The 23954-nt window shown below is 46.9% G+C and carries 20 protein-coding genes; 7 read left to right on the top strand and 13 right to left on the bottom strand.

Going from position 1 to position 23954, the window contains the following annotated elements; genetic code table 11:
• Positions 1–126: 126 nt before the first annotated feature.
• Positions 127–4308, bottom strand: coding sequence for a DNA polymerase III subunit alpha (gene dnaE, locus ACMVP2_RS00515; RefSeq protein ID WP_416866265.1), 4182 nt, complete (start codon positions 4306–4308; stop codon positions 127–129).
• Positions 4309–4509: 201 nt separating this feature from the next.
• Between dnaE and ACMVP2_RS00510 the strand changes: the two genes are divergently transcribed.
• Positions 4510–7044 carry a TonB-dependent receptor plug domain-containing protein gene (locus tag ACMVP2_RS00510; RefSeq protein ID WP_416866264.1) on the top strand — a complete coding sequence of 845 codons (2535 nt, stop codon included), beginning with the start codon at positions 4510–4512 and terminating at the stop codon, positions 7042–7044.
• Here ACMVP2_RS00510 and rsmG read toward each other — a convergent pair.
• From rsmG to ACMVP2_RS00490, 4 genes are all read right to left on the bottom strand, one after another.
• Positions 7041–7667, bottom strand: a complete 627-nt coding sequence (rsmG, locus tag ACMVP2_RS00505; RefSeq protein WP_416866263.1) for a 16S rRNA (guanine(527)-N(7))-methyltransferase RsmG — start codon at positions 7665–7667, stop codon at positions 7041–7043. The genes ACMVP2_RS00510 and rsmG overlap by 4 nt on opposite strands.
• Before the next feature lie 114 nt (positions 7668–7781).
• Complete coding sequence (locus ACMVP2_RS00500; protein WP_317487084.1) at positions 7782–8390, bottom strand: RNA polymerase sigma factor; 609 nt, start codon at positions 8388–8390, stop codon at positions 7782–7784.
• Positions 8381–9493 carry a glycosyltransferase gene (locus ACMVP2_RS00495; RefSeq protein ID WP_416866262.1) on the bottom strand — a complete coding sequence of 371 codons (1113 nt, stop codon included), beginning with the start codon at positions 9491–9493 and terminating at the stop codon, positions 8381–8383. The genes ACMVP2_RS00500 and ACMVP2_RS00495 overlap by 10 nt, the downstream gene beginning before the upstream one ends.
• Positions 9494–9668: 175 nt before the next feature.
• Positions 9669–10445, bottom strand: coding sequence for a hypothetical protein (locus tag ACMVP2_RS00490; RefSeq protein ID WP_416866261.1), 777 nt, complete (start codon positions 10443–10445; stop codon positions 9669–9671).
• Positions 10446–10725: 280 nt separating this feature from the next.
• Here ACMVP2_RS00490 and ACMVP2_RS00485 point away from each other — a divergent pair, with 280 nt between their 5' ends.
• The 3 genes from ACMVP2_RS00485 to ACMVP2_RS00475 are packed head-to-tail and all read left to right on the top strand — an operon-like array spanning position 10726 to position 13082.
• On the top strand, positions 10726–11343 hold the full coding sequence (locus ACMVP2_RS00485; protein ID WP_339795278.1) for a hypothetical protein: 618 nt from the start codon (positions 10726–10728) through the stop codon (positions 11341–11343).
• Complete coding sequence (locus tag ACMVP2_RS00480) at positions 11344–12399, top strand: sensor histidine kinase (protein WP_416866260.1); 1056 nt, start codon at positions 11344–11346, stop codon at positions 12397–12399.
• A complete protein-coding gene (locus ACMVP2_RS00475; protein ID WP_416866259.1) occupies positions 12396–13082 on the top strand; it encodes a LytR/AlgR family response regulator transcription factor in 687 nt (228 codons plus the stop codon). Before ACMVP2_RS00480 ends, ACMVP2_RS00475 begins: the two co-directional genes overlap by 4 nt.
• Before the next feature lie 2 nt (positions 13083–13084).
• Here ACMVP2_RS00475 and ACMVP2_RS00470 read toward each other — a convergent pair whose 3' ends face one another.
• Positions 13085–13819 (bottom strand): glucosamine-6-phosphate deaminase, encoded by a 735-nt coding sequence (locus ACMVP2_RS00470; RefSeq protein WP_416866258.1) that lies wholly within the window; start codon positions 13817–13819, stop codon positions 13085–13087.
• A gap of 72 nt (positions 13820–13891) precedes the next feature.
• Here ACMVP2_RS00470 and tgt point away from each other — a divergent pair, with 72 nt between their 5' ends.
• The 3 genes from tgt to ACMVP2_RS00455 are packed head-to-tail and all read left to right on the top strand — an operon-like array spanning position 13892 to position 17008.
• Complete coding sequence (gene tgt, locus ACMVP2_RS00465) at positions 13892–15022, top strand: tRNA guanosine(34) transglycosylase Tgt (protein ID WP_416866257.1); 1131 nt, start codon at positions 13892–13894, stop codon at positions 15020–15022.
• 4 nt (positions 15023–15026) lie between these two features.
• Positions 15027–16100 carry an LptF/LptG family permease gene (locus ACMVP2_RS00460; RefSeq protein ID WP_416866256.1) on the top strand — a complete coding sequence of 358 codons (1074 nt, stop codon included), beginning with the start codon at positions 15027–15029 and terminating at the stop codon, positions 16098–16100.
• Complete coding sequence (locus ACMVP2_RS00455) at positions 16097–17008, top strand: DMT family transporter (protein ID WP_416866255.1); 912 nt, start codon at positions 16097–16099, stop codon at positions 17006–17008. Before ACMVP2_RS00460 ends, ACMVP2_RS00455 begins: the two co-directional genes overlap by 4 nt.
• Here ACMVP2_RS00455 and ispE read toward each other — a convergent pair whose 3' ends face one another.
• From ispE to ACMVP2_RS00420, 7 genes are all read right to left on the bottom strand, one after another.
• Complete coding sequence (gene ispE / locus ACMVP2_RS00450; protein ID WP_416866254.1) at positions 17009–17812, bottom strand: 4-(cytidine 5'-diphospho)-2-C-methyl-D-erythritol kinase; 804 nt, start codon at positions 17810–17812, stop codon at positions 17009–17011.
• Positions 17813–17941: 129 nt separating this feature from the next.
• A complete protein-coding gene (locus tag ACMVP2_RS00445) occupies positions 17942–18754 on the bottom strand; it encodes an enoyl-ACP reductase FabI (protein WP_151997489.1) in 813 nt (270 codons plus the stop codon).
• A 50-nt stretch (positions 18755–18804) separates the two neighbouring features.
• A complete protein-coding gene (gene recN, locus ACMVP2_RS00440) occupies positions 18805–20460 on the bottom strand; it encodes a DNA repair protein RecN (protein ID WP_416866253.1) in 1656 nt (551 codons plus the stop codon).
• A gap of 116 nt (positions 20461–20576) precedes the next feature.
• Positions 20577–21503: a DUF4835 family protein gene (locus ACMVP2_RS00435; protein ID WP_416866252.1), complete on the bottom strand. Its 927-nt coding sequence runs from the start codon at positions 21501–21503 to the stop codon at positions 20577–20579.
• Positions 21463–22659 (bottom strand): bifunctional phosphopantothenoylcysteine decarboxylase/phosphopantothenate--cysteine ligase CoaBC, encoded by a 1197-nt coding sequence (gene coaBC / locus ACMVP2_RS00430; protein WP_416866251.1) that lies wholly within the window; start codon positions 22657–22659, stop codon positions 21463–21465. The genes ACMVP2_RS00435 and coaBC overlap by 41 nt, the downstream gene beginning before the upstream one ends.
• Positions 22660–22783: 124 nt before the next feature.
• On the bottom strand, positions 22784–23113 hold the full coding sequence (locus ACMVP2_RS00425) for a DNA-directed RNA polymerase subunit omega (protein WP_151997485.1): 330 nt from the start codon (positions 23111–23113) through the stop codon (positions 22784–22786).
• Positions 23114–23116: 3 nt separating this feature from the next.
• Positions 23117–23938, bottom strand: coding sequence for an outer membrane protein assembly factor BamD (locus ACMVP2_RS00420; RefSeq protein ID WP_317487066.1), 822 nt, complete (start codon positions 23936–23938; stop codon positions 23117–23119).
• Positions 23939–23954: the final 16 nt, after the last annotated feature.

Here is a 23954-nt window from a genome sequence, read left to right as displayed (position 1 = left end):
ATCAATAAGTTCTACATCCCCTTCAAAAAATCTCAATATGTATGCTTGAAGACAAAGCGAGGGTTTGAGATTGTGGGTTGCCGATTGAGTGAACCAGCAACCTAAAACCTTCAAATCAGCAATTCCTTAAGTCATCACTTCATATTCGAGATCACCAACGGCGTCTAGCTGCTTGATCAATTCGCCCTTGGGCTCTACTTGCAGCTTTCGGGAGAATAGTTCCAGCGAAATGTTTTCCGAGGGGTCTTGCACCACCACCTTCAGCGGGCAGGAACCGGCATGGTCTATTGCCATCTGGTGCAGTTCGTCAATCATCTGTTCGGTGAGATTATTAACATCCAGCTTCAGGATAAGTCCCTTGGCCATTTTGTCTCTGATGTCATTCAGCAACTGAATTTCGCTGATTTTAAACTCAAGTTCCCCCACACGAAATTTGGATGGTTGCATAAAACCTTCGACAAACAGGTACCAACCCACCATGTAGAACTGCTTGAACTTGACATAGGTGTCAGAAAACATGAAGAACTCGTACGAGTCGGAATAGTCTTCCAAGGTCAGAACACCGAATGGATTGCCTTTTTTGGTTGTGCGGTGGTTAATACCACTTACAATGCCGCCAAGTCTGATAATACCACCGTTGGCGAGACTCTCGTCATTCTTGAGGTCAGTTAGCGTGGTGTTGCAGAAGTGTTTCATTTCAAAGCTGAACTGATCGAGCGGGTGACCTGATATATATAGCCCCACCACTTCTTTTTCTATGTTTAGTTTCCTGATGTCGCCAAAGGGTTCGATATCGGGTATTCGGGGTTTTGGCACTTCTACCTGCCCCGAGCCGCCGAAAAGTGACACCTGATCGCTGGCTGCCTCTTGCTGAAGCCGCTGCGAATACTTGGTAATAAGCTCTACCAGTGTCGACTCGCCGTCTGCAGCTTCGAGGTACTGCCTGCGGTGGTACTCTTCGAAGCAGTCGAAAGCGCCGGACATGGCCAGGCATTCAAAGGTTTTCTTATTAAAGCCGTTTTTTACCACCCGTACACCAAAATCCCAAATGTCCTGAAAGGGCCCGTTTTTCTCTCTTTCTTCTATGATAGACTGAACTGCGGCTTCCCCAGCCCCTTTAATCGCACCCAGACCGAAGCGAATTTCACCCTTTTTGTTTACGGCAAAGTTCACCCTCGACTCATTCACGTGAGGCCCCAACACGGGAAGCCCCAGGTTGCGGCACTCTTCCATGAAGAACGACACCTTCTCGATGCTGCTCTGGTTGTGGGTAAGCACCGCCGACATATATTCTGCGGGGTAGTTCGCCTTCAGGTAGGCCGTGTGGTAGGCCACCACTGAGTAGCAGGTGGAGTGCGATTTATTGAAAGCATACTGGGCAAAAGCTTCCCAGTCTTTCCAGATTTTGTCTAGTTTGTCTTTAGGATGGCCTTTTTTGGTGGCGCCTTCTACAAACTTGCCTTTCATTTTGTCCAGCACTTCCCGCTGCTTCTTACCCATAGCCTTCCGCAGCACGTCGGCCTCGCCTTTGGTAAAGCCAGCCAGCTTCTGCGACAGGAGCATCACCTGTTCCTGGTACACCGTGATGCCGTAAGTTTCCTTCAGGTTGTCCTCCATTTCGGGGAGGTCGTAGGCAATCACTTCTTTTCCCAACTTTCGGGCAATAAAGTTGGGGATGTATTCGAGCGGCCCTGGTCGGTACAGGGCGTTCATGGCGATAAGGTCTTCCAGCCTATCGGGCTTCAGGTTGCGCAGGTGCTTCTGCATGCCTGGCGATTCAAACTGAAAAGTACCATTAGTTTGGCCTTTTTGATACAACTCGAATGTCTTGGCATCATCCAGCGGAATTTCGTCGGGGTCGATGGTAATGCCATGTCGCAGCCTGATGTTCTCAATCGCCGTTTTGATAATGCTGAGCGTTTTCAGGCCCAAAAAGTCCATTTTCAGCATGCCCGCACTTTCCACCACGCTGTTGTCGAACTGGGTCACCAGCAGGTCAGAATCCTTAGCGGTGGACACCGGCACGTGGTTGGTGAGGTCGTCGGGCGTGATGATGATGCCACAGGCGTGGATACCAGTGTTCCGCACTGTCCCTTCGATAACAGCCGCTTTTTGCAGCACCTGGGCCTTCAGGTCTTTGCCATTTTTAAAGGCCATCAGTTCAGGCACTTCCCGGAATGCCTGGGTAAGTGAGGTGCCAGGTCGCTCAGGCACTAGCTTGGCCAGAATATCCGCATCCGAAAGCGGCAGCTCCATCACCCTGGCGCTGTCTCTGATCGACGACTTGGCGGCCATGGTGCCGTAAGTGATGATTTGCGCCACCTGGTTTTTGCCATATTTGTTCACCACCCATTCGATGATCTTGCCCCGGCCTTCATCGTCGAAGTCAATATCAATATCGGGGAGTGATACCCTGTCCGGATTCAGGAATCTCTCAAACAGTAAATCGTACTTGATGGGATCCACGTTTGTAATACCGATGCAGTAGGCTACTGCTGAACCCGCTGCCGATCCACGACCAGGGCCAACCGAAACACCCATTTTGCGGGCCTCAGAGGTAAAATCCTGCACGATAAGAAAGTAGCCAGGGTAGCCTGTTTTTTTGATCGTTTCCAGCTCGAAGTCGAGTCTTTCCTGGATTTCAGGGGTGATTTCATTGTAGCGTCTTTTTGCACCTTCCATGGTGAGGTGCCGCAGGTAGTCGTCTTCTGTTTCAAAACCTTCAGGGATAGGGAAGGCGGGGAGGAGCACATTCCTGTCCAGTTTGTAGCTCTCGATTTTTTCCAGCAACCCGCCGATGTTTTCGATGGCTTCCGGCACATCGGCGAACAGCTTTTTCATTTCCTCTTCGGACTTGAAATAGAACTGGTCGTTGGGAAAACCAAAGCGATTGCCTCTGCCAGCTCCCTTGGGCGTTGACTGAACCTGTCCGTCTTTTACGCATAGAAGGATATCATGGGCGTCGGCATCAGCCTTTTCTGTGTAGAAGACATCGTTGGCCGCAATTACCCTGGTGTTGTATTTTGCTGCCAGCCCCAGAAGCACATCATTCACGTGGTTTTCTTCAGGCAGGCCATGGCGGATGAGTTCCACATAAAAGTCGTCGCCAAAAACCTCTACCCACCACTTGAAAAGTTCTTCACCCTGGCTCTCGCCCTGGTTCAGGATGGTGTTGGGAATCTCGCTGCTTAGGTTACCGCTCAGTGCAATCACGTTCTTGCTGTATTGCTTGATCAGCTCTTTGTCGATACGGGGATAAAGGCCATAAAGCCCTTCCATATACCCCAATGACGACAGCTTGATCAGGTTGTGATAGCCATCTTTGTTTTTGGCCAGCAACACTTGTTGGGTCATCCTATCCGGATTGTCTTTGGTGAACTTTCTGGTTTTTCGATCTTCAGAGACATAAAACTCACACCCAACAATGGGTTTGATCCCCTGTGCATGGGCTTCTCTTACAAATTTGAAGGCGCCAAACATGTTGCCAAGGTCGGTGAGGGCCACCGCTGGCATGTCATATTCTTTGGCTTTGCTCACCAGTTTTTTGATATCGGCGGTGGCGGGGAGAATAGAAAACTGTGAGTGGACATGAAGGTGACAGAAGGGGCCTTTGATGTCAACAGCAACAGCTTTTTCGGGTGTCTTACCCTTGTCTTCTTTTTGAGCGAAGTTGGCTGCTTCTAGTTTGGGTTCTTCATAAACAATAGAGGCAGGATCAGAGCCATCAAGGGGCTTGATCACCTTTTCTGTGATCAGTCCGAAGAAACATTTGGTGGTGGCTGCCACGTCGTAAGCAGCATCGTGCGCCTCATCGAAGCCAACGCCGAAAAGCTTTTTGTGCAACTCGGTGAGTGTGGGCCACTTGAACTTGCCGCCCCTTCCGCCAGGGATGGCACAGTATTCGGTAGACTCATTCTTGGTATCGATGCTCTTGAGCGATGTCAGTGGGCTTTCGATCTCTTTGCGGAGATACTCACAGCCCATGATATTGATATCGAACTCAATATTGTGGCCTACTACTACTTCGCACCTGGCCAGGTCTTCGTTGAACTGCTGAAGAACATCTTCCAAAGGGAGGCCTTCTTCCAGTGCTCTTTTAGTAGAAATGCCATGTATTTTCTCAGCATTGAAAGGGATTTCGAACCCTTCTGGCTTCACAATCAGGTTGTTGTTTGAAACCAGCTTTCCGGAGGCATCGTGCAGTTGCCATGCAATTTGCACCACCCTGGGCCAGTTGTCGAAATCCGTTAACGGCGCATTATAGTTTTGGGGTAAACCGGTGGTTTCGGTGTCAAATATGAGGTACATAAAGCTTCGGGAAAGTCAATGAGAACAACGACGGTGAAAGTAGAAAAATTCCGCAAACAGTTATCCACAATTTTTGACTAATAGATTAGTTATATTGTCGAGGATAGTTCCTTAAAAATGGAATTTATGTTATTATCACAAGTATTTTTAGACTAACTTTTACGCTAATAATTAATCGAAACCAAATTACACTTCAACCGCATGTTTAAACTGAAAGCTAAACTTCTTCTCATTCTATGTATTTGCGTCTTGTTTTCTTTTTTAACCCCACCAGCTTCTGTTAGTGATCTGATAGAGAAACTGGAGGCTTACCTGGCGTACTACACACCAGAAAAAGTGTATGTCCATCACGACAAGCCTTACTATTCGGCTGGGGACACCATTTGGTTTGCCACCTACCTCACCCACGGTATTTCGCACATGGCATCGGCCCCAAGCAAGCTGGTGTACGTTGAGGTGGTTAGCACCGATGGTTCCGTTGTGGCCAAAAGAGATATTTTTATTAGTGAGGGTAGTGGTAGTGGCGATATTGCCTTGCCAGACACACTGGCATCCGACACCTATGAACTAAGGGCCTATACTAGTTTTATGCGAAACTTTGACCATGACTTCTTTTTCCGCAAAGAACTTCGAATTGAAAATACACAGTCACCGTCGTTTGACGAGGCTGATGTCTCCGGTTCGACTGCACAAATGAGAAGTGAGGAAATGATGAACCTTTCTGATCTCGTCAGACTACAGTTTTTCCCGGAGGGAGGGGACCTTGTGGAGGGGCTGTGGAGCACAGTTGGCTTCAAAGCTACCGGCCCCGATGGTAAGGGCGTGGACATTGAGGGGGAAGTATCCGATAACACGGGCAAGAAGATCGCTGACATCAAAACCAGCAGGTTTGGCATGGGGAAGTTCCTGATGCAGCCCGTGGCAGGTGAAAGTTATAAGGTTACATTTAAATTTGGCATGGAAAAGATGCAAGTTCCTTTACCGACGGCCAAGCCATCAGGTTATGTGATGACGATGACCAACGTGTCGCCAAAGTATGTAACACTGAAGGTAGAAGGAGCTGGTGGTGAAAGCACGGACGGAGGAGCCGTTGTAGGCCATGTAAGAGGAGTGGTGTTTTTAACGCTGCCAGCAAGCGATGGACAGCCTTTACAAGGGTTGATACCCAAGGAAAATTTGCCCGAGGGTGTTGCGCAGTTTACTTTTTTTGACAAAAAGGGCCAACCGCAGGCAGAAAGGATCGTCTACATCGATCAACCCGATAAGAGACCGGTTGCCAGGGTGGACGGGCTTCAGGCGACATACAAAAAAAGGTCAAAAGTTGACCTTGCCATAATGATGGCGGAAGCAGATGCAGCGAGTACATCTCACTTGTCGGTGGCCGTAGTGGATAAATCGAAAGTGCAATTTGATCCTCATTCAGATGATATTGTGAGCTACCTGCTAATGACCTCCGATATCAAGGGCGATATCGAAAACCCGGGTTACTATTTTGACGAGGACAACAAAGACAGGGTGCCAGCACTGGACAATTTGATGTTAACACAGGGGTGGAGACGCTTCACCTGGAAGGACATAATGGAGGACAAAAAGCCGGACATCAATCACCTGGTGGAGCCGGGCTTCAGTATTGCGGGTAGAGTGACAGATTTCTTTTTCCCTTCAAAGCCGGTGAAATCGAAGGTGACAATTACCGGCACAGAAGCTGACGGTGACTTGTGGTCAGCTGAAACAGAGGCAGATGATGACGGTTATTTTCTATTCACGGCGCTGGATATCGACGACACGGCACGAGTAGTTATTCAAACGCCCAACGAGAAGAAGATGAGTAAAAAGGGTGGCAAGAAAGATTTTGTTGAAGGGGGCAATGTAAACCTCGCAACCAAAATAGTTGTCAATGAGACGAAATCGCCGGAAATAAAATATGGTGAAATGGCGGTGGAGGAATTGGTTAGCAGTAAAGCAATAGCCGCCTACCTTGAGGAGGCCAGAAAGGTGAGGGAAGTTGAAGCGGCATTTGCAAAGCAAGACGTAGTAATTTTGGATGAGATGCAAGTGGAAGGAGAGAGAGTGAGGACTGGCGAAAGATTTAATAAGCCAGGAATGACATACAAGAGGCCCACGAGAAGAGTTGACGTGGATTCTATAAGTAGAACCACTCAGTTTCTCAGCATTTTCGAAGTGTTTATAGGACGTACGCCTGGCGTTCGGGTAGTCGGGTCTTACCCTAATTATGACCTGATTATTAGAGGTTCTTCTAGTTTGCAGGGAGGAAGTATTAATCCCCTATATGTGTTGAATGGAAGTATCGTGGATGCAAGTTTCATCAATACCATTCCGGTTGATCGGGTTGATTTCGTAGACGTATTGACCGGCACGGGGGCTACCATGTACGGCTCAATGGGGGCTGGTGGAGTTGTTGCTGTTTACTTGAAAGATGGCAGTGAAGTCGACGAGTCTTTCGTGCCTAAGGGGTCGCTGGGAATGATACATCCTGGTTTTTATCACGCCCGGGAATTCTACACACCTGACTACAGCACTAAGAAGGAGTCGCATGTAAGAACGGATATACGCCCCACACTCTACTGGAAAGGTGGCTTGAAAACAGCGGAAGGGGTTCCAGCTAAGCTGGAGTTTTATACATCGGATGTGGCTTCCACTTTTGAAGTGAGGGTAGAAGGAATAACGGAAGATGGTCGACCGTTTGTTAAAAAGGAGGAGTTTGTGGTGAATTAGATACTCACCATCACAAGCTTCTTTGTCTCGAAAAACTCTTCTTTAAAGAAGTCGCTGAGGTCGTGCACGTGGTATGGGTAATCTATTTCTGACAGTTCTTCTTCCAGGTCGCCACCTTTCAGGTAAAGAATGCCGTTTGGAATGTTGTGCTTAGGTGTTTTATTTATCTTCCCTTTTACCCAATCAGTAAATGGCTTTAAGCGAGTAACTGCCCGGCTTACAACGAAATCCCATTCGCCTTTCTGCTCTTCTGCTCTGCCATGAATAGCCGTTACGTTTTGGATGCCTGCCCCTTTGCACACCTCTTTTACCACCAGTATCTTTTTGCCAATCGAGTCGACAAGTGCGAATTCGGCCTCAGGAAAGAGAATAGCGAGGGGGATGCCAGGAAAGCCACCACCAGTACCGACGTCTAATATCTTTGTTCCGGGTTGAAATGAGATAAGCTTGGCAATTGCCAGAGAGTGCAACACGTGGTGGAGGTAGAGCTGCTCAATGTCTTTTCGTGAAACCACATTGATTTTCGAGTTCCAATCTTCGTAAAGAGGGTAAAGGGCACTAAACTGCTTCTTTTGTGTGGCAGTTAAATTGGGAAAATAACGAAAGATAAGGTCTTGATTCAAAGTCTTGATTGTTTTAAGTCTGTCAGAGGACAGACCAGGGGGATTGAGGAAGCGGTCATTCATTTCCATGGCCTGTCCCCTGACAGGTCATCAAAGCGGAATTATCTATTGTCCTCAGATATGGTCCTTTTTCTCCTTTACTAGATCATACATCAGCTCCCGTGCCCTGTGTAGTTGCGCTTTCACGGTGCCCAGCGGCGCATCAAGCTCCACGGCTATTTCTTCATAACTTAGCTCGTCGAAATAGCGCAGGCGCACCAGCTTCTGGTACTTGGCAGGCAGCTTGTTCACAAACATCTGCACAATCTCTATCTTCTGTGTTTTGATGGTTTCCTCTGCCGGGTTCAGGTTTTCATCCTGCACATCTATATTCACTGAGTCGCCACTTTCGTCTGTAAAGGACGTGTTAAGGCTATAGGTATCCAGTTTCTTCTTCCTGATAAAGTCAATGGCATTATTGGTGGCTATGCGAAACAGCCAGGTGCTGAATGTGTAGTCTTTCTTGAACTTGTGCAGGTTCCGAAACGCCTTGGCAAATGCCTCAATAGTCAGGTCTTCGGCATCGTCAATGTTCCTCACCATTTTGAGGATCATGTGATAAACGGGCTTCTTGTATAGCTGCATCAAATCTGCATAGGCATTCTCCTCTCCGTCAACAGTGGCTTTGTCGATCAGCTTGAAGTCCCGCAATGCTTTGTCAGAAAATTGTTTGTTTACGTCCATGTAACCCGTTTAGCAAATGTAGCCCTGCCACCAACCAGAAGCAGGTATACTCCATAAAATAAATCAATTACTGGTAGCGCCCAGTAAGAAAAACGATGTCCGGTTAGCCGATGGAAGTAACTTAACAAGCCCAAGGTCAATACTTCCCTGCCCAAAAAAACTCCCAAAGCCCAGTAGGGTTGGGTATTTGAAAGGGCTAAAATAAGCAAAGTCACCCAAAATCCTATCTGGGAAAACGACCAGAGGCCTAAATTAATTTTGTCACCCGCATTATATCTTTTTCCCACCGAAAGGTGCCTTAGCTTTTGTACCCAGTAGGAGCCGAACGACCTTTTAGGATGAGAGTAAACCAGGGCTTGAGGGTTCACGATGGCAATAGTGTTTTTTGAATTGGCGTGGGCATTTACGTACAAATCATCGTCTCCTCCGGTCACTTTCAAATGCGCATTAAAGCCTTTGTTGTCGAGAAAGAACGACTTTCGGTAAGCCAGGTTGCGCCCAACGCCCATAAAAGCTCCACCCACACCAGCTGAGCCGAGGTAGTTGATGCCCGTGATAGTGGTTTCCCACTGAATGAAATTATTAAGAAAACCCTTTTCAGTGTAGTACGGGGAATACCCCAGCACGAACTGAATTTTTTCTGAGCTGAACCCTTTAGCCATTTCAGCCACCCACTGGTCAGAAGCAGGACGACAGTCGGCGTCGGTGAGCAGCACAATGTCGTTGGCCGCTGCTTTTATCCCCAGTGTCAGGCCGTACTTCTTGCCGTTGACATGGTTAGGTGAGCTGTCCACCCTAACCATTTTTAGCTTTGGAGTGCTGCCCTTTAGCCCCAGCAAGTAGTCGTAGGTGCCATCATTGCTGCGGTCGTCCACAATGATCACCTCAAAATTGGGGTAGTCCTGCGCCAAAAGGAGGGGAATGAGTTCTTTGAGGTTTTCTTCTTCGTCGTGAGCACAAACAATCACGGATACGCCCACTTCAGTTTTGCCGAGCTTTTTCCGCCGCTTATTGACTTTGCTTAAGCCAATCCACCACTTGAATTGAAAGAAGAGATGAATAAAAAGAAAAAAACCACCCAAGACTGGTACCAGATACTCCATGTAGAATGCTCAAGTTTTCAAAAGCACCAAAGATAGGTTTTTTAGCCAATTAGATGATCGAATTGAAGGGCTAAATATGAAACGATGATTTGGACTGGTGGTGCACAGAAAAAAAAGGAGCGACATGTGCCGCTCCTTTTCAAACTCCAACAACGAACTATCAATTATTCAGCAATTAGTTACCTCTTGTGCTTAGCTGGCGAGCCGTTTCGGTTGTCGCCGGCTTCACAGTTTGAAGGCCTCTTCTGTAACCAGTACTTTCAGTTTTGCTTCCTGCGCTAGCCACTCTGCTGTCGCTGGCCTGCCCACGGTACTTATCATTTGAGCTGCCATGCCCGGTATTTTGGTTATTGTCACGGCGCCCGTCTTTGTCGTAGCTCTTTCCGTTCTGACTATCACGGTACTGATTATTATCACGATGGTCGTTATCATACTTGCCATTTTTGTGGCCTTTCTGATGGTTATTGTTGCCATAATGGTGGTCGTTATGGTGATACTTATCGTGATGATCTTTGCCATGGCCGTATCCTTTGTTATAGTAATGATACTTATTGGCGACCACTACCGGTCTTGGACGGTAGTACCTCTGGTAGTGATTGGCGTGGAATCCACAGTAGCTGTCACAAATGTGATGTGCAAAGTGGGAGTTCACGATGTGCACCGAGTTCAGGATTCTACCGTAGTGGTCTATATTCACTGACAAGAAGGTGCCTCTGTTTTCAAGGATAATTTCGAAGTCAATGAAACCTCTGTAAGGTACCTGGCGAACATGGACCACATCGTAGCCGTAGTAAGAGCGATTTATTTTGTACATCACTGCCTGCGGCACATTCCAGCTCAGCTGGTCGCCGTAGCTGCTATAATAGAAGGCAAATGAAGGTTGTGAAACAGCTTCTGTAGTACTAACCAGTACCAGCAAGCTCAAACTCAGAATTAATGTAGAAGTTTTCATGACCGTAATTGTTTGGTTCTGTTGTGATATATGCAAATGGCGGGCCAAAAACGTAAGTAATTATATGTCAATTAGTTAATGCCTTTTTTGGCGAGTGTAGAGAATGGCAAGGAGCTAGCGTTCCTCCAGATTATGTTGACTTGAGGGGGCCTGATTAGGAAAAGACCGGGAGTATTTCTCATTTTACCCCGAGTTTTTTGGAGTACATCGAAGTTTTTTGAGCGTTCGATGGATGGGCTATTTCTTCGTGCAAAGAATTAATCACAAAAAACACAAAAGGATGAAAGCTAAATCGATTATTGGAATGCTTGCCCTGGTAATGGCGGCGTCCTCATGCACCGTTCAGTCGTTGCACCCCTTGTACGATGAAAAAACTATGATCTATGAGCCCTTTTTGGAGGGAGAATGGATAGATGATGATGGCAATAGCTGGGTAATTAAAAGAGCACAGGGGCCGGATGCCAGTCAACTGAAGAAGGAGTTGGTAAATCCTAAGGCCTACCAAATAACCTACTATGGAGATTCGGTAGAAACTTACCTGGATGCCTATATGGTGAAACTGGACGAGACGTATTTTATTGATCTGTTTCCAGCAGAGAACTATGACAAAGAAATAGGAAACGACATACTCCTGGGGAATTTACTTCCTGTCCATACCTTTTCAAAGGTGGAAACGCAGGATGACAGTTTGTACGTCTATCAGTTTGACAGCGAATGGCTGAACGATCTGATAAAAAATAACCAGATCAGAATTTCGCATGAAGTAGTAAAAGCTCATGGGGCCGACAGGGTGGTGTTGACGGCGTCAACGAATGAGCTTCAAAAGTTTGTGGCGAAATACCACAATGACCCCAAAGCTTTCAGCGAGCCTGATAAGTTTTTCAGAAAGCGTCGGTAGATGATGAAAAGTAGTAAGCAGTTGTTCAAAAAGACAGTATCCAACAGGCTGGTGCAGCACCTGGCCTTTTGGGTGCTGTCCTTTTATGTGTTGCTTCGGATTTTTTCTACCGACAGCGAGATTCGTGATATCGACTACATCTACGACGGGTTGTTTCATTTTACGCTGATCATACCCGTTTACCTCAATCTCCTTGTTCTGATCCCGAAACTGCTGGACAGGGGCAGGTACTTTCTTTATATCGGCCTTGCAAGCCTTTCCATTCTGATTTTCAGCCAGCTTAATATATGGTTCTTCGATTATTTGGTCGACTTCCTGCTGCCCGGCTACTATTTCATCAGCTACTATGAGCTGCCTGACATTGTTCAGTTTTTTCTCGTTTACATGGGTGTGAGCACTTTGTTGAAGCTGTCGAAGGGATGGTTTCAGCTTGCCGAGGCGAGGACCAAACTAGCGGAGACCCGACAAGAAAAACTGGATGCAGAGTTGGAGGCACTTAAGTCGCAGGTCAACCCACATTTCCTATTCAACAGCCTCAACAATCTTTATGGTCTTTCGCTGAAAGGAGATAAGAAAACACCAGCCTCCATTCTCAAACTATCGGAGGTTTTACGCTATATGATTTATGAGGCAAAAGATGAAAAGGTGCCGCTTGAAAAGGAGATTTCTTTTATTGAAAATTATATCAATCTACAGCGGCTGCGGTCCGATCACCATGCCAGCATATCTTTTGAAATAGTTGGTGAGGCAAGAGAACTGCAAATTGCGCCATTGTTGTTTATTCCATTTGTTGAAAACAGTTTCAAGCATGGTGTAAAAGGTGAGACAGGCGATTCCTATGTTGATGTGAAAATGGAAGTTGGGAGCGATTTTATCAATTTCACCTGCCGGAATAATGTGGGGAGCATCGACGATGTGGAGCAGAGAAAATACGGAGGCATAGGGCTGGAAAATGTAAAAAAGCGACTGAAATTGATATATGAAGACCGTTATACCCTGGAGCTGGATGAAGGGAAAGAAGAGTACAAAGTAAACCTAACAATAGAACTACGATGAAACTCAGGTGCCTTATTGTGGATGATGAACCGCTGTCGCAAGAGGTAATTGAAGGCTATGTGAACGATGCGTCTCAGTTGGAGTTGGTGGCTAAGTGCAGCAATGCGCTGGAGGCCGCTGAGTTGATCAGGAGTCAGTCCGTCGACCTGATTTTTCTTGATATCAACATGCCCAAGTTGTCGGGCATCAGCCTGGTGAAGTCGTTGGCCAAACCACCAGCCATTGTGTTCATCACTGCCTATCCTGAGTTTGCAGTGGAAGGATTTGAGGTGGAAGCAGTCGATTATCTACTGAAACCGTGCTCTTTCGAGCGGTTCCTGAAGGCAGTTAGCAAAGTTGAACACTATTTACAGGCCTCAGGGAGAATGCAGGAAGCGGACTATTTTGTAGTCAAAGCTGATAAAAAGCTGCACAAAATAGCGCTGGAGGATATTCTTTATTTTAAGTCGATTGGTGATTATGTGAAGGTATACACCCGTGACAAAGTATTGATCACCAACGAGACCTTAAGAAACATTGAAGAAGGACTACCACAAAACAAATTCATCAGGTTACATAAATCCTTTATCGTTTCTCTGCAAGCGATTCAGTACCTGGAAGGCAATCAGGTAAAGGTGGGAGAGGAGATGTTGCCAGTGGGGCTGACTTATAAGGATAAATTGATGGAGAGGTTGGGAGGGTGAGGTTAAAGCAAGCTGCCTGCTTCGTTGTCGACCATTATATATGCCTGCGGAGTCACATGCACAATGCTGGCAGGCAGAGTTTCGATTGGTTGCGAGGCGGCTACTTTAGCTATAATGCCCGCTTTTTTTTCTCCATTCGCCATAATAATGGGCAGCTTGGCTTCCTGAAAATGCTTCAATCCCATGGTGATGCCAGTGGAGAGTTTCGTTTCTCCAGGAAAGTATTTTTGTCCCACCGAAATGGTTTCCTCTGCCAGTTGGCTAATGTGGGCAAAAGTGTCGAAGGTCGTGCCCGGCTCATTCATGCCAATGTGGCCATTGAGGCCTATTCCTACCAGCATCACATCCAAGCCTCCGTGTTGGTGAATCAGCTCATTCACCTCATCACATTGCGCCTGCACGTTGGGTTGGGTGCCGTCAAAAAAAACAATTTGCTTTTCGGGAATGTTCAGTGGCTCAAACAGGTCTTCATCCATCATTTGCCGGCAAGAGCCTTTGGTGGAACCGTTCATGCCGTTCCACTCGTCGAGCCCAATGAAAGTCCAGTTAGAGACGTCTAATATACCAGCTTTCACATCTTTTACCAGGCATTTGAATACGCCAATCGGCGTATGGCCGGAGGCCAGGCAGACGAGAGGATTGGGTTTGTCTTTTACGCTTTCAATGATGAGGTCAGCGGTCTTGCGGGAGAGCTCTTCGTAGGTGGCGTAGGTTTGGATGGTCATGCTCAGTGTCAAAGATACGTTTCGTGAAGATAAGCTGACGATTGCCAATTATTACGCTATTTTTGCACCTGTTTTTAAAAAGGAATGCAATTTAAACTTCAAGCCACAGATAAAGGATCGAAAGCAAGGGCCGGACACCTAAGCACAGGGCACGGTGAGATTCAGACCCCCATCTTCATGCCGGTAGGCACAGCGGGCTCCGTAAAGGGCGTGCACCAGCGGGAGTTGAAGGAGGACATCAAGGCCCAGATCATCCTTGGCAATACCTATCATCTTTATCTCAGGCCAGGTCTGGATATTTTAAAACCTGCCGGTGGGCTCCATGGCTTCAATGGCTGGACGGGCCCGATCCTTACCGATAGCGGAGGGTATCAGGTTTATTCACTGGCCGATCAACGCAAAATCACAGAAGAAGGCGTTAAGTTTAAATCGCACATCGACGGCTCAAATCATCTTTTCACTCCTGAAAATGTCATGGACATACAGCGCACCATTGGCGCTGACATTATCATGGCTTTTGACGAGTGCCCTCCGTTTCCCTGCGAGCTGGACTATGCGAAAAAGTCGATGGAGATGACACACCGCTGGCTGGACAGGTGTATCAACCACCTGAAAACAACAGAACCGCTTTACGGGCACGAGCAGGCGCTGTTTCCCATAGTTCAAGGCAGTGTGGATAAAGAGCTCCGTACGATTTCAGCAGAGTACATCGCTTCCAGAGGCATGGATGGCAATGCCATTGGTGGGCTGTCGGTGGGGGAGCCTGCCGAGTTTATGTACGAAATGACAGACCTTGTTTGTAATATACTACCTGCCGACAAACCCCGTTATCTGATGGGAGTAGGCACGCCAGCCAACATTCTGGAGTGCATCGCTTTGGGAGTTGATATGTTCGACTGCGTGATGCCTACCAGAAACGCCAGAAACGGCATGCTGTTTACTTCTGAGGGGATTATTAATATTAAGAATGAGAAATGGAAGGATGATTTTTCGCCTATTGATGCAACGGTTGGTGGATATGCCAGCACTTTCTATTCCCGGGCATATCTGCGTCACCTCATCATGAGCAAGGAAATGTTGGGAGCGCAAATAGCTACTGTTCACAATCTTACTTTTTATCTTTGGTTGGTTAATACCGCAAGGGAAAAAATCATTGACGGTACTTTTACCAGCTGGAAAGATGTTATGGTGAAGAAGGTAAGCCACCGCTTGTAGTGAAATGAAGCTGATCGACAAATACATTCTCAAGAAATTCCTGGTCACATTCTTCTTTGTGATGGTAATGCTTGTGTCTGTCATCTGCGTAATCGACTTCACTGAAAAGAATGATAAGTTCATTAAGAATGGTCTGGATGCGCTCATTATTTTCAAATACTACCTCACTGTTTTTCCTTTTTTCGCCAGCTTAATCACCCCCATCACTGTCTTCATAGCCACGGTGTTCATTACCGCCAATATGGCCGCCCGAACAGAAATAATTGCTATTCTGGCCAGCGGCATCAGCTTCAAACGCATGCTTGTGCCCTATGCTATAGGCGCTGTTCTTGTTGCCATACTCACTTTCTTTTTCAACGGCTATATTATTCCCAATGCCAATAAATTCAGGATTGGATTCGAGGTGGCCTATGTGAAAAAGGCTTTTTATTTTGTTGAAAGGGATATTCACATGAAGGTAGGAGATGACACCTACCTGTACCTGCAGAGCTATAATAACAGCTCGGACGTGGCCTACAAAGTAACGCTGGAGAAGATAGAGGGGGATCAGATGAAAGCCAAACTGGTAGCCAACCGAATGGACTGGGACTCCACAACTCATAAGTGGAAGGTAATTAACTGGCAGCTTCGGGAGATTGATGGTTTTGAGGAGAAAATAACGGCTGGCACTCAACTTGACACGACTTTAAGTCTGTCGCCGGCTGACTTTGCAAACAACTACGGCCGCCAGGAAACGATGAACATGAATGAGTTGGAGGAGCACATTCAGCTACAAACAGCCAGGGGAGCCGAAGACGTAGTGATTTATAAGATTGAGAAGTACATTCGCTATATGCAGCCGTTCGCTGTCATCATCCTCACTTTTATAGGAGTGATTGTTTCGGCACGCAAGTCGAGAGGAGGCACAGGCTATCTCATCGCTTTGGGCTTTGCGCTGGCCTTTCTTTACATCATTTTTTACACTTTTTCACGGGCAGTGGCCGAGGCTGGATCGATGGATCCTATTCTGGCAGTGTGGCTGCCTAATATCGTGTTTGGTACTATCGGCGGGCTCATGTATTTCACACTTCCCCGATGACGAGCCAGTACACCAAAGACTATTTGCAGCTTCATTTCATTGTTTTCTTGTGGGGCTTCACCGCCATACTGGGAATGCTTGTCAGCATGCCGTCGGTGGAGCTGGTTTTTTACCGCACATTCATTTCAGCAATCGCACTGGGCGTCATGCTGTTAGTCGGAAAAAAAAGCTTCACTATCGGCACCCGGGACATAGTTAAAACACTGGCGACGGGCGTTATTATCGGCGTGCACTGGATTCTTTTCTTTGCTGCCGCCCGGCTTTCCAATATCTCTGTTTGCCTGGCTGGAATTGCCACCATTTCGCTGTGGACTAGCCTTTTGGAACCCCTTATGACCAAAAAGCGTGTGAAGGGCTTTGAAGTTGTGCTGGGGCTGATGGCGATAGTGGGCATCGTTATTATTTTCAATGTGGAGTTCAAGTATGCCTGGGGCCTTTTCGTTGCCATTGTCTCGGCATTCCTCGCCGCTGTTTTCACTGTCATCAATTCTCAGTTTACACAAAGGCATTACCATTTTACTGTGACGTTTTATGAGATGATTGGAGCCGCAGTAAGCATTGGTTTGTTCTTCCCGATCTATGGAGCTTACTTTTCTGACGGCGTTCAACTTGGGCTGCGGGGGTATGACTTGCTTTGGCTGATCATATTGGCGCTCGCCTGCACGGTGTATGCCTATTCCGAGTCGGTGAAGCTGATGAAGAGGATCCCAGCTTTTGCCGTCAATTTGGCGGTCAACCTGGAACCTATTTACGGCATCATTCTGGCATTATTGATTTTCGGAGAGCAGGAGAAAATGAAACCGGGATTTTATATCGGGACGTTGATTATTTTGTCTTCAGTGTTGATTTATCCCTGGATCAACAAGTACTATCAAAGAAAGGCGCTGGAGACGGATGTGCTGAGGTGATCAGAGCATAGTTGCCCAGCTATTCATTTCATTTGCCAGTTTCAGCTTTGGCTTTCCTTCGAAAATCCCATACATCGTTGAGCCAGATCCCGTCATGCTTGCATACACCGCCCCGTCGGCATAAAGCTTTTCCTTTATTTCCCCCAGAGAGGGGTGGTTGGGGAAAACAGATTGCTCAAAGTCATTTATCAGCATATCCTTCCATGAGGAGACAGGCACGGACAGGATTTCAGTAATGGTTTTTTGCTGATCGTTGGGCTTTACACCGGCGTAGGCTTCACGGGTGCCAATGTGAATGCCAGGAAACACCAGCAGGAGATAATTCCCCTTTAAGTTGACAGGAAAGCTACTGAGCTCGGTACCTCTTCGGGAAGCAATTGCCGCTTCATTTTTTACAAAGAAAGGGCAGTCACTACCCAGCTGAGCTGCGTAGTCTTCCAGCTGAGTGTTGCTCAGTCCCAGTCCGAACTTTTTATTGAGCATCACCAGCATAAAAGCGCCGTCGGCGGAGCCGCCGCCAAGGCCAGCGCCCATGGGAATGGCTTTGTGGAGGTGTATGCTGATGGGAGGGAGTTGGAAATCCTTTTGAAGTAACTGATAGGCTTTCAGGCAAAGATTGTCGTCGCTGCTACCTGGAATTGGCAAACCAGACGATGTAAATGACTGTGACTTAGCTTCAACTATTTCTAACACATCCTGCAGCGGAATGGGCAGGAAGAGGCTGGAAATGTCGTGATAGCCATCAGACCTCTTGCGAAGGATCTGAAGTCCCAGGTTAATTTTGGCATTGGGGAAGGTGATCACTGATACTCTGCTATCTTAAGGTAGGTTCCAACTTACTTTCAAAGGAGTCAATTTCGCAATATTAAGGTGTTAAAACGGAGATGCCTGCTTTCGCAGGCATGACGTTCCGTATACACAATGCTATTTCAATTACTTATTGAACATTTCAATCACCTCTTCAGAGATACCAGTGCTGGAGTATCCACCATCATGGTAGAGGTTCTGCATCGTTACCATGCGGGTAAGGTCTGAGAAAAGCGAGATGCAATAGTCGGCACATGCGCCCGCTGGAGCGTTGCCCAATGGCGACTGCTTGTCAGCAAAGTCATAGAAGCTCTGGAAACCATCGATACCTGACCCGGCTGTCGTTTTTGTAGGTGACTGAGAGATCGTATTCACCCTCACGTTCTTCGCTTTGCCCAGTCTGTATCCGTATCCTCTGGCAATGGATTCCAGCACAGCTTTGGCGTCGGCCATATCGGTGTAAAAAGGATAGGTGCGCTGTGCAGCTATGTAGGACAAGCCAACAATAGACGCCCACTCGTTCAGTGCGTCCTGCTTCTCAGCCACGTGCATCATTTTATGAAAGGAAAGAGCAGAAATATCAATAGACTTCTGGAACCAGTCGTAGTTCAACTCACCGTACGACTTCCCTTTGCGGATGTTTGGAGACATACCGATAGAGTGCAGCACAAAGTCAATTTTTCCACCCAATATCTCTGTCGACTTACTGAAAAGGTTTTCCAGTTCTTCCACAGATGTGGCATCGGCAGGAATGATTTCAGCATTGCAGGCCTTGGCCAGGTCGTTTATTTTGCCCATTCTCATGGCAATTGGTGCATTCGTTAGTGTGAAAGTTGCACCTTCGGCGTGGGCTTTTTCAGCCACGTGCCAGGCAATGGAGTTCTCATCCAATGCGCCAGAAATGATTCCTCTTTTTCCTTTTAATAGATTATAAGCCATAGTTCTTGTTTTAAGCGAATGTAATATGGGCAAAAATAGAAAAATTTAACTCAATCCTGTTGTAGCAGTTCCCGTGCATTCTGTAGCGCAGACGCAGTAGGGGAGGCACCGGCAATCATCTTGGCGATTTCATTCACCCTCTCTTCCTCTGCGAGCAGTTTTACTTTACTCACAGCCTTGTCGCTGCTATTGTCTTTGTAAACAAAATAATGGGCATCGCCTTTGGCTGCAAACTGGGGCAGGTGACTAATAGAAATTACCTGGTGCTTCATGGCCATGGTTTTCATCATCCCTACCATCTTGTTGGCGATCTCACCGGATATACCCGTGTCAATCTCGTCGAAGATGATGGTAGGTAAAGCTGTTTTGTCTGTGAGGATGTATTTGATAGCAAACATGAGCCGTGAAAATTCACCTCCAGAGGCTACGTCCTTGAGTTCCCTTGGCGTAATGCCCTTGTTGGCGCTGAAAAGGAAGCCAATTTCATCCACCCCTGACTCTGTTGGAGCCACCACCTTGTGGCTGACCTCGAAAGATCCCAAAGGCATGCCGAGCTCTCTTACTATCTCTACTACTGCCTTCGAGAAACTGGCAAAAGCAGTCTTTCTATGCTCGCTCAATTTAGTCGCCGCCAACGCCAATTCCTTTTCCGCTTCATCAAGCTCGTTTTTGGCATCCGTCAGTGTGTCGTCCATGTTTTGGACAAGTCTCACCTTGGCTTCAAGGTTTTGCTGAATGACGAGTAGCTCTTCAATAGAGGCCACTCTGTGCTTCTGCTGGAGCTGGTTGATCAAATCAACCCGCTCTTTTGTCAATTGTATTCTCTCAGGATCGTACTCAATCTGATCGTCTTCTTTTTTTATTTCCTCGCCAATGTCCTGTAGCTCAATAACAGCGCTTTCCAGCCGCTCTCTGAGGGCATTGATTTTTCCTGAGAACTTACCAGCAGCAGAGAGGGCATGCATCACCTGCGCCAGTTGGCTTTCAATAGAGAATTCTGCCTCGCTAAGCAACTGCAGGCTTTCATTGAGCCTTAGCTTAATTTCTTCGGCGTGCTCCAAAGTGGCGAGCTCATCTTCCAATTGTTGCTGCTCGTCTGCTTTCAGGGCTGCCTTTTCAAGCTCGGTGTAAAGGAACAAGTTGTACTCCGCTTCCTTTTGCAACTCAGTGCTTTCAGTCACTAATTGGTCGTAAGCTTTCTTTTTCTTCCTGAAGCTTTTGAAAAAGCCAACGTAGCTATCTATCAACGGCTGGCTGCCGGCATAGGCGTCAATCACGCCCAGCTGAAACTTATTGGAGGCCAGCAATAACGTGTCGTGCTGCGAATGGATATCCATCAAATGATCGCCCAGCGACTTGAGCACATCCAGCGTAACCGGTGTGTCGTTCACAAAGGCTCTCGATTTACCTGACGGGCTAATTTCCCTTCGGATCAGTGTTACTGCTTCATAATCAAGCTCGTTCTCCTCAAAAAGCGGGGCCAACTTATAGGCAGAAACATCAAAAGAGCCTTCTACTACGCACTTCTCATTTTCGTTGTAGAGCGACTTCGTATCTGCCCGGTTGCCCAGCAGCAAGCCAACAGCACCCAGCATAATGGACTTACCTGCGCCAGTTTCACCTGTAATCATGTTCAGCCTGGACGATGGTGTCATCTCCAGGTGTTCAATGAGTGCATAGTTTTTAATGAGCAGGTGTTTTAACATAGTTGCCGGTTACTTCCCGAAGTCCTAAGGTTAAGGAAGTCAAAAATATAAGTTTAAATGTTTTGAATGCCGAGATGGTAGGAGAATTCTTTAAAAGAATCGCTCATTTCAAGCCCTTAATTCTTGATGATTGCCTGAAGTTTGTCGTTTTCTCCCGGGTCGAGTTTGGTCAGGATGTCGTAGGCTTGCTGGCGAACTGATCTATCTCCCTGTGAATAGATATTTACCAGCTCATCCAGTTTGGCATCCATGAAAGCGATGGGGTAAATGCTGTTCGGCCTTACGGCTTTTACTTGTTGGATTTTTTTTAGTGTCTCGAGCATCGCCACCCGGGACTCGTTTGGCTTTTCCTGAAACAGGTCGAGACCTTTCAAGTGGTAGTCGTATGCTGCTTCACGCAGGGGGATCATGGCAGCGTTCATCAGGTTTTCTGTGAGCCAATATCGGTTCCTGTTGTTTCCAAACTGATCCCAACCAACAGCACCCGACTGCTGGGCATTGTTAACAATCAAAAAGGCCTTTTCAAAATAAGGAGTGCCTCCCATTTTTGAGTATGTGTCGTAGTCCATGCCCAGGATGATGTAGGCATAGTAGGCCAGCATCGATGTGATATTGCTGGTGAAGGCATTTTCATTGAACTGCAGCGGCTGCGATTCAGTGTAGTCAAACTGCCAGTCCCTGTCAGCAAAGTTGAAAACAAGCGATTCATACCCCGAATTATACACAGGCCGGGCCGACAGCACCTGAACAGCCGCCTTGAAGTTGCCAACGGAGGGCATTTCCTCCATGTTGATGATGATGTTGCAGTTGATCCGCTCTTCTTGCTTGTAAACGTCGTTGGTCCATTTACGGGTGTTGAAGAATTGGGTAAATGCCTGCTCCATATCAGAAAAAATACGGCGCTCTGTGGTTTGCACCTGCTGGGCGTTCACGGTCACTTTGCAGTTGAGCTCCTGGGCATTGGCACTCACTGTTGCACACAAAGCGAATGCTATTGCCAGGCTATAAGCCCATTTTTTTGCAAACCACGTCAACAATGTCATTGGCCACTTCCTGTTTAGATTTAAGGTCAAATGTGCTGCTTCCATCATGGTCTAAGATAGTAATCTTATTTGTATCGTGGGCAAATCCCGCTCCCTGGTCTTTCAACGAATTAAGAACGATGAGATTGAAGTTTTTCTTGTGCAGTTTATCCTTTGCATAGGCTATTTCGTTGGTCGTCTCCAATGCAAATCCGACGGTAAATTGCTTTTTCTTCTTTTTACCGAGTGTGGCGGCAATGTCTGGGTTCTTTACCAGGTGCAACGTGAGCGTGTTGTCGCTCTTCTTAATTTTTTCCTGTGCAGGTGTATCGGGGCGGTAGTCGGCCACTGCGGCAGCAAACACGGCGATGTCAACATCGTCAAACTTTGCCACGCAGGCTGTCAGCATTTCCTCGGCTGAACGAACTTTCGTCACATGAATGGCCGCATGAGTCGTAGAAAGCGTAGAGGGGCCGCTTACTAGTTGCACAGTAGCTCCCTGACTGGCAAATCGCTCAGCCAATGCGAATCCCATTTTGCCGGTTGAATGGTTTCCAATGAAACGAACGGGATCGATGGCTTCATGTGTTGGGCCAGCCGTGATGAGCACCTTTTTTCCTGCCAGGCGCTGCGCTTTGGTGAAATGCTCTTCGAGGTGATGCACAATGTGCTCGGGTTCCGCCATTCTGCCTACTCCGCTCAGGCCACTGGCGAGCTCCCCATCTTCGGCGTTGATAAGCTTATTGCCGTAAGAGAGCAGCGAGTCGATATTGGCGGTGGTGGATGGGTGCCTGTACATGTCGAGATCCATGGCAGGGGCAAAGAACACAGGGCAGCGGGCAGAGAGATAAGTGGCCAGCAGCAGGTTATCGCAAATGCCATTGGCCATTTTTGCCAGCGTATTGGCACTTGCTGGCGCTATTACCATGGCGTCGGCCCATAGGCCAAGCTCTACATGGTTGTTCCAGGTACCGTCGGTAGAGTGAAAGAAGTCAGAGTAAACTGGCTTTTTGGAAAGCGTGGAAAGCGTAAGGGGAGTGATGAAATTTTTGGCGTCGGCTGTGAGAAGTACCTGCACCTCTGTGCCTTGTTTAACGAGTAAACGGGTAAGAAGAGCCGATTTATAAGCGGCAATGCTGCCACAAACACCCAGAAGGATTTTTTTACCTTGAAGCATGTTAATGTAATTGAAAAACTATGAAGCGGCCAAATTCATAACCAAAGGTCACTTTCAGCCGCTTCACTTTCAAATTAACGCTTTTCAGGTTATTCGAAATGAATTTGGTTGAAGGAAAAGCTAATTAAGCTGTTTCCTCTTCTTCGTTTCTTCTGAAATAAAGCTTTCCTTCGAGGAATTCGTCCGTTGCCACGATGGTTGGCTTAGGCATTTTCTCGTAGAACTTAGAGATTTCGATCTGCTCTCTGTTCTCGAAAATTTCCTCCAGGTTGTCTACTGTAGAAGCGAATTCGGCTAGCTTGTTGCTAAGCTCCTCTTTCATTTCTGCAGAAAGTTGTCTGGCTCTCTTGCCAACTATTACTACAGACTCATAAATATTGCCTGTAGGCTTAGCCAGTTGTGCATTATCACGAGTGATAATCGATGCCTGCGAATTTGTTTTGTTAACTGCCATATCTTAGTTACTTGAAATACTTGATAATTCACGTACCTGCTCCAGGCTGATTGTGTACATGTCCTGGGCCTGACGTACAAATTTACCCTCTGTAAACTTGTCTATAAATTTCTGATAATAAACAATTGTTTCTCTGTATCGTTCCTCCTGCTTGCTCGGGATACTTTGCTGAGCATATTCGAACTGACATTTAATACGAAGAAACGACCCCTCTTCATTAAACTCAGAATCAGGAAAATCTACTTCAAAGTTATTGAATGCAACCACCGCTGCTTTGTACCTCCTTAGTTGGTAGTACAGGCGTGCATTGTCGAAAGCCTTCTTCTCTAATTTCAACTGAAGGTCATCTATGATCTGCTGCGATTTATCTTTGTATTCGCTGTACGGATACTTGTTGATGAACGTTTGCATAGAGGCAATAGCCTCATAGGTGCTGCTTTGGTCAAGGTCGGTTACCGGCGACTCAAGGTACAGCGAGTAGGCATTCATATACTGCGCTTCCATGGCATGCTCACTCCTGGCGTAGGTGGTGGCAAAGGTTTTGAAGTAGTGGGAGCTTAATATGTATTGCTTCTGATAATAGTAGGAATACGCATAGTAGTATTCCGCCAACTCAGCTTCTTTGGTTCCTTTAATGATAGGAATGATATCTTCAAAAAGCACATTGGCTTTGTAGTATTCCTCCTCCTCGTAATATTTCATGGCAGCATCATATTTCCTTTTCCAGTCAGTGCTCTTCTGGATTTTTCGAAATTCGCTGCAAGAAACCGTGATGAAACCTATAGAAAGGTATAAAAGCGTTACTAAAAGCCGGGTTTTGAACATAAGCTCGCAAAATTAA

The sequence above is a fragment of the Imperialibacter sp. genome (assembly GCF_048007035.1).
Lineage (GTDB): Bacteria > Bacteroidota > Bacteroidia > Cytophagales > Cyclobacteriaceae > Imperialibacter.
Note: the sequence above shows the minus strand (reverse complement) of the source record. Positions and strands in the feature narration are given on the sequence as shown.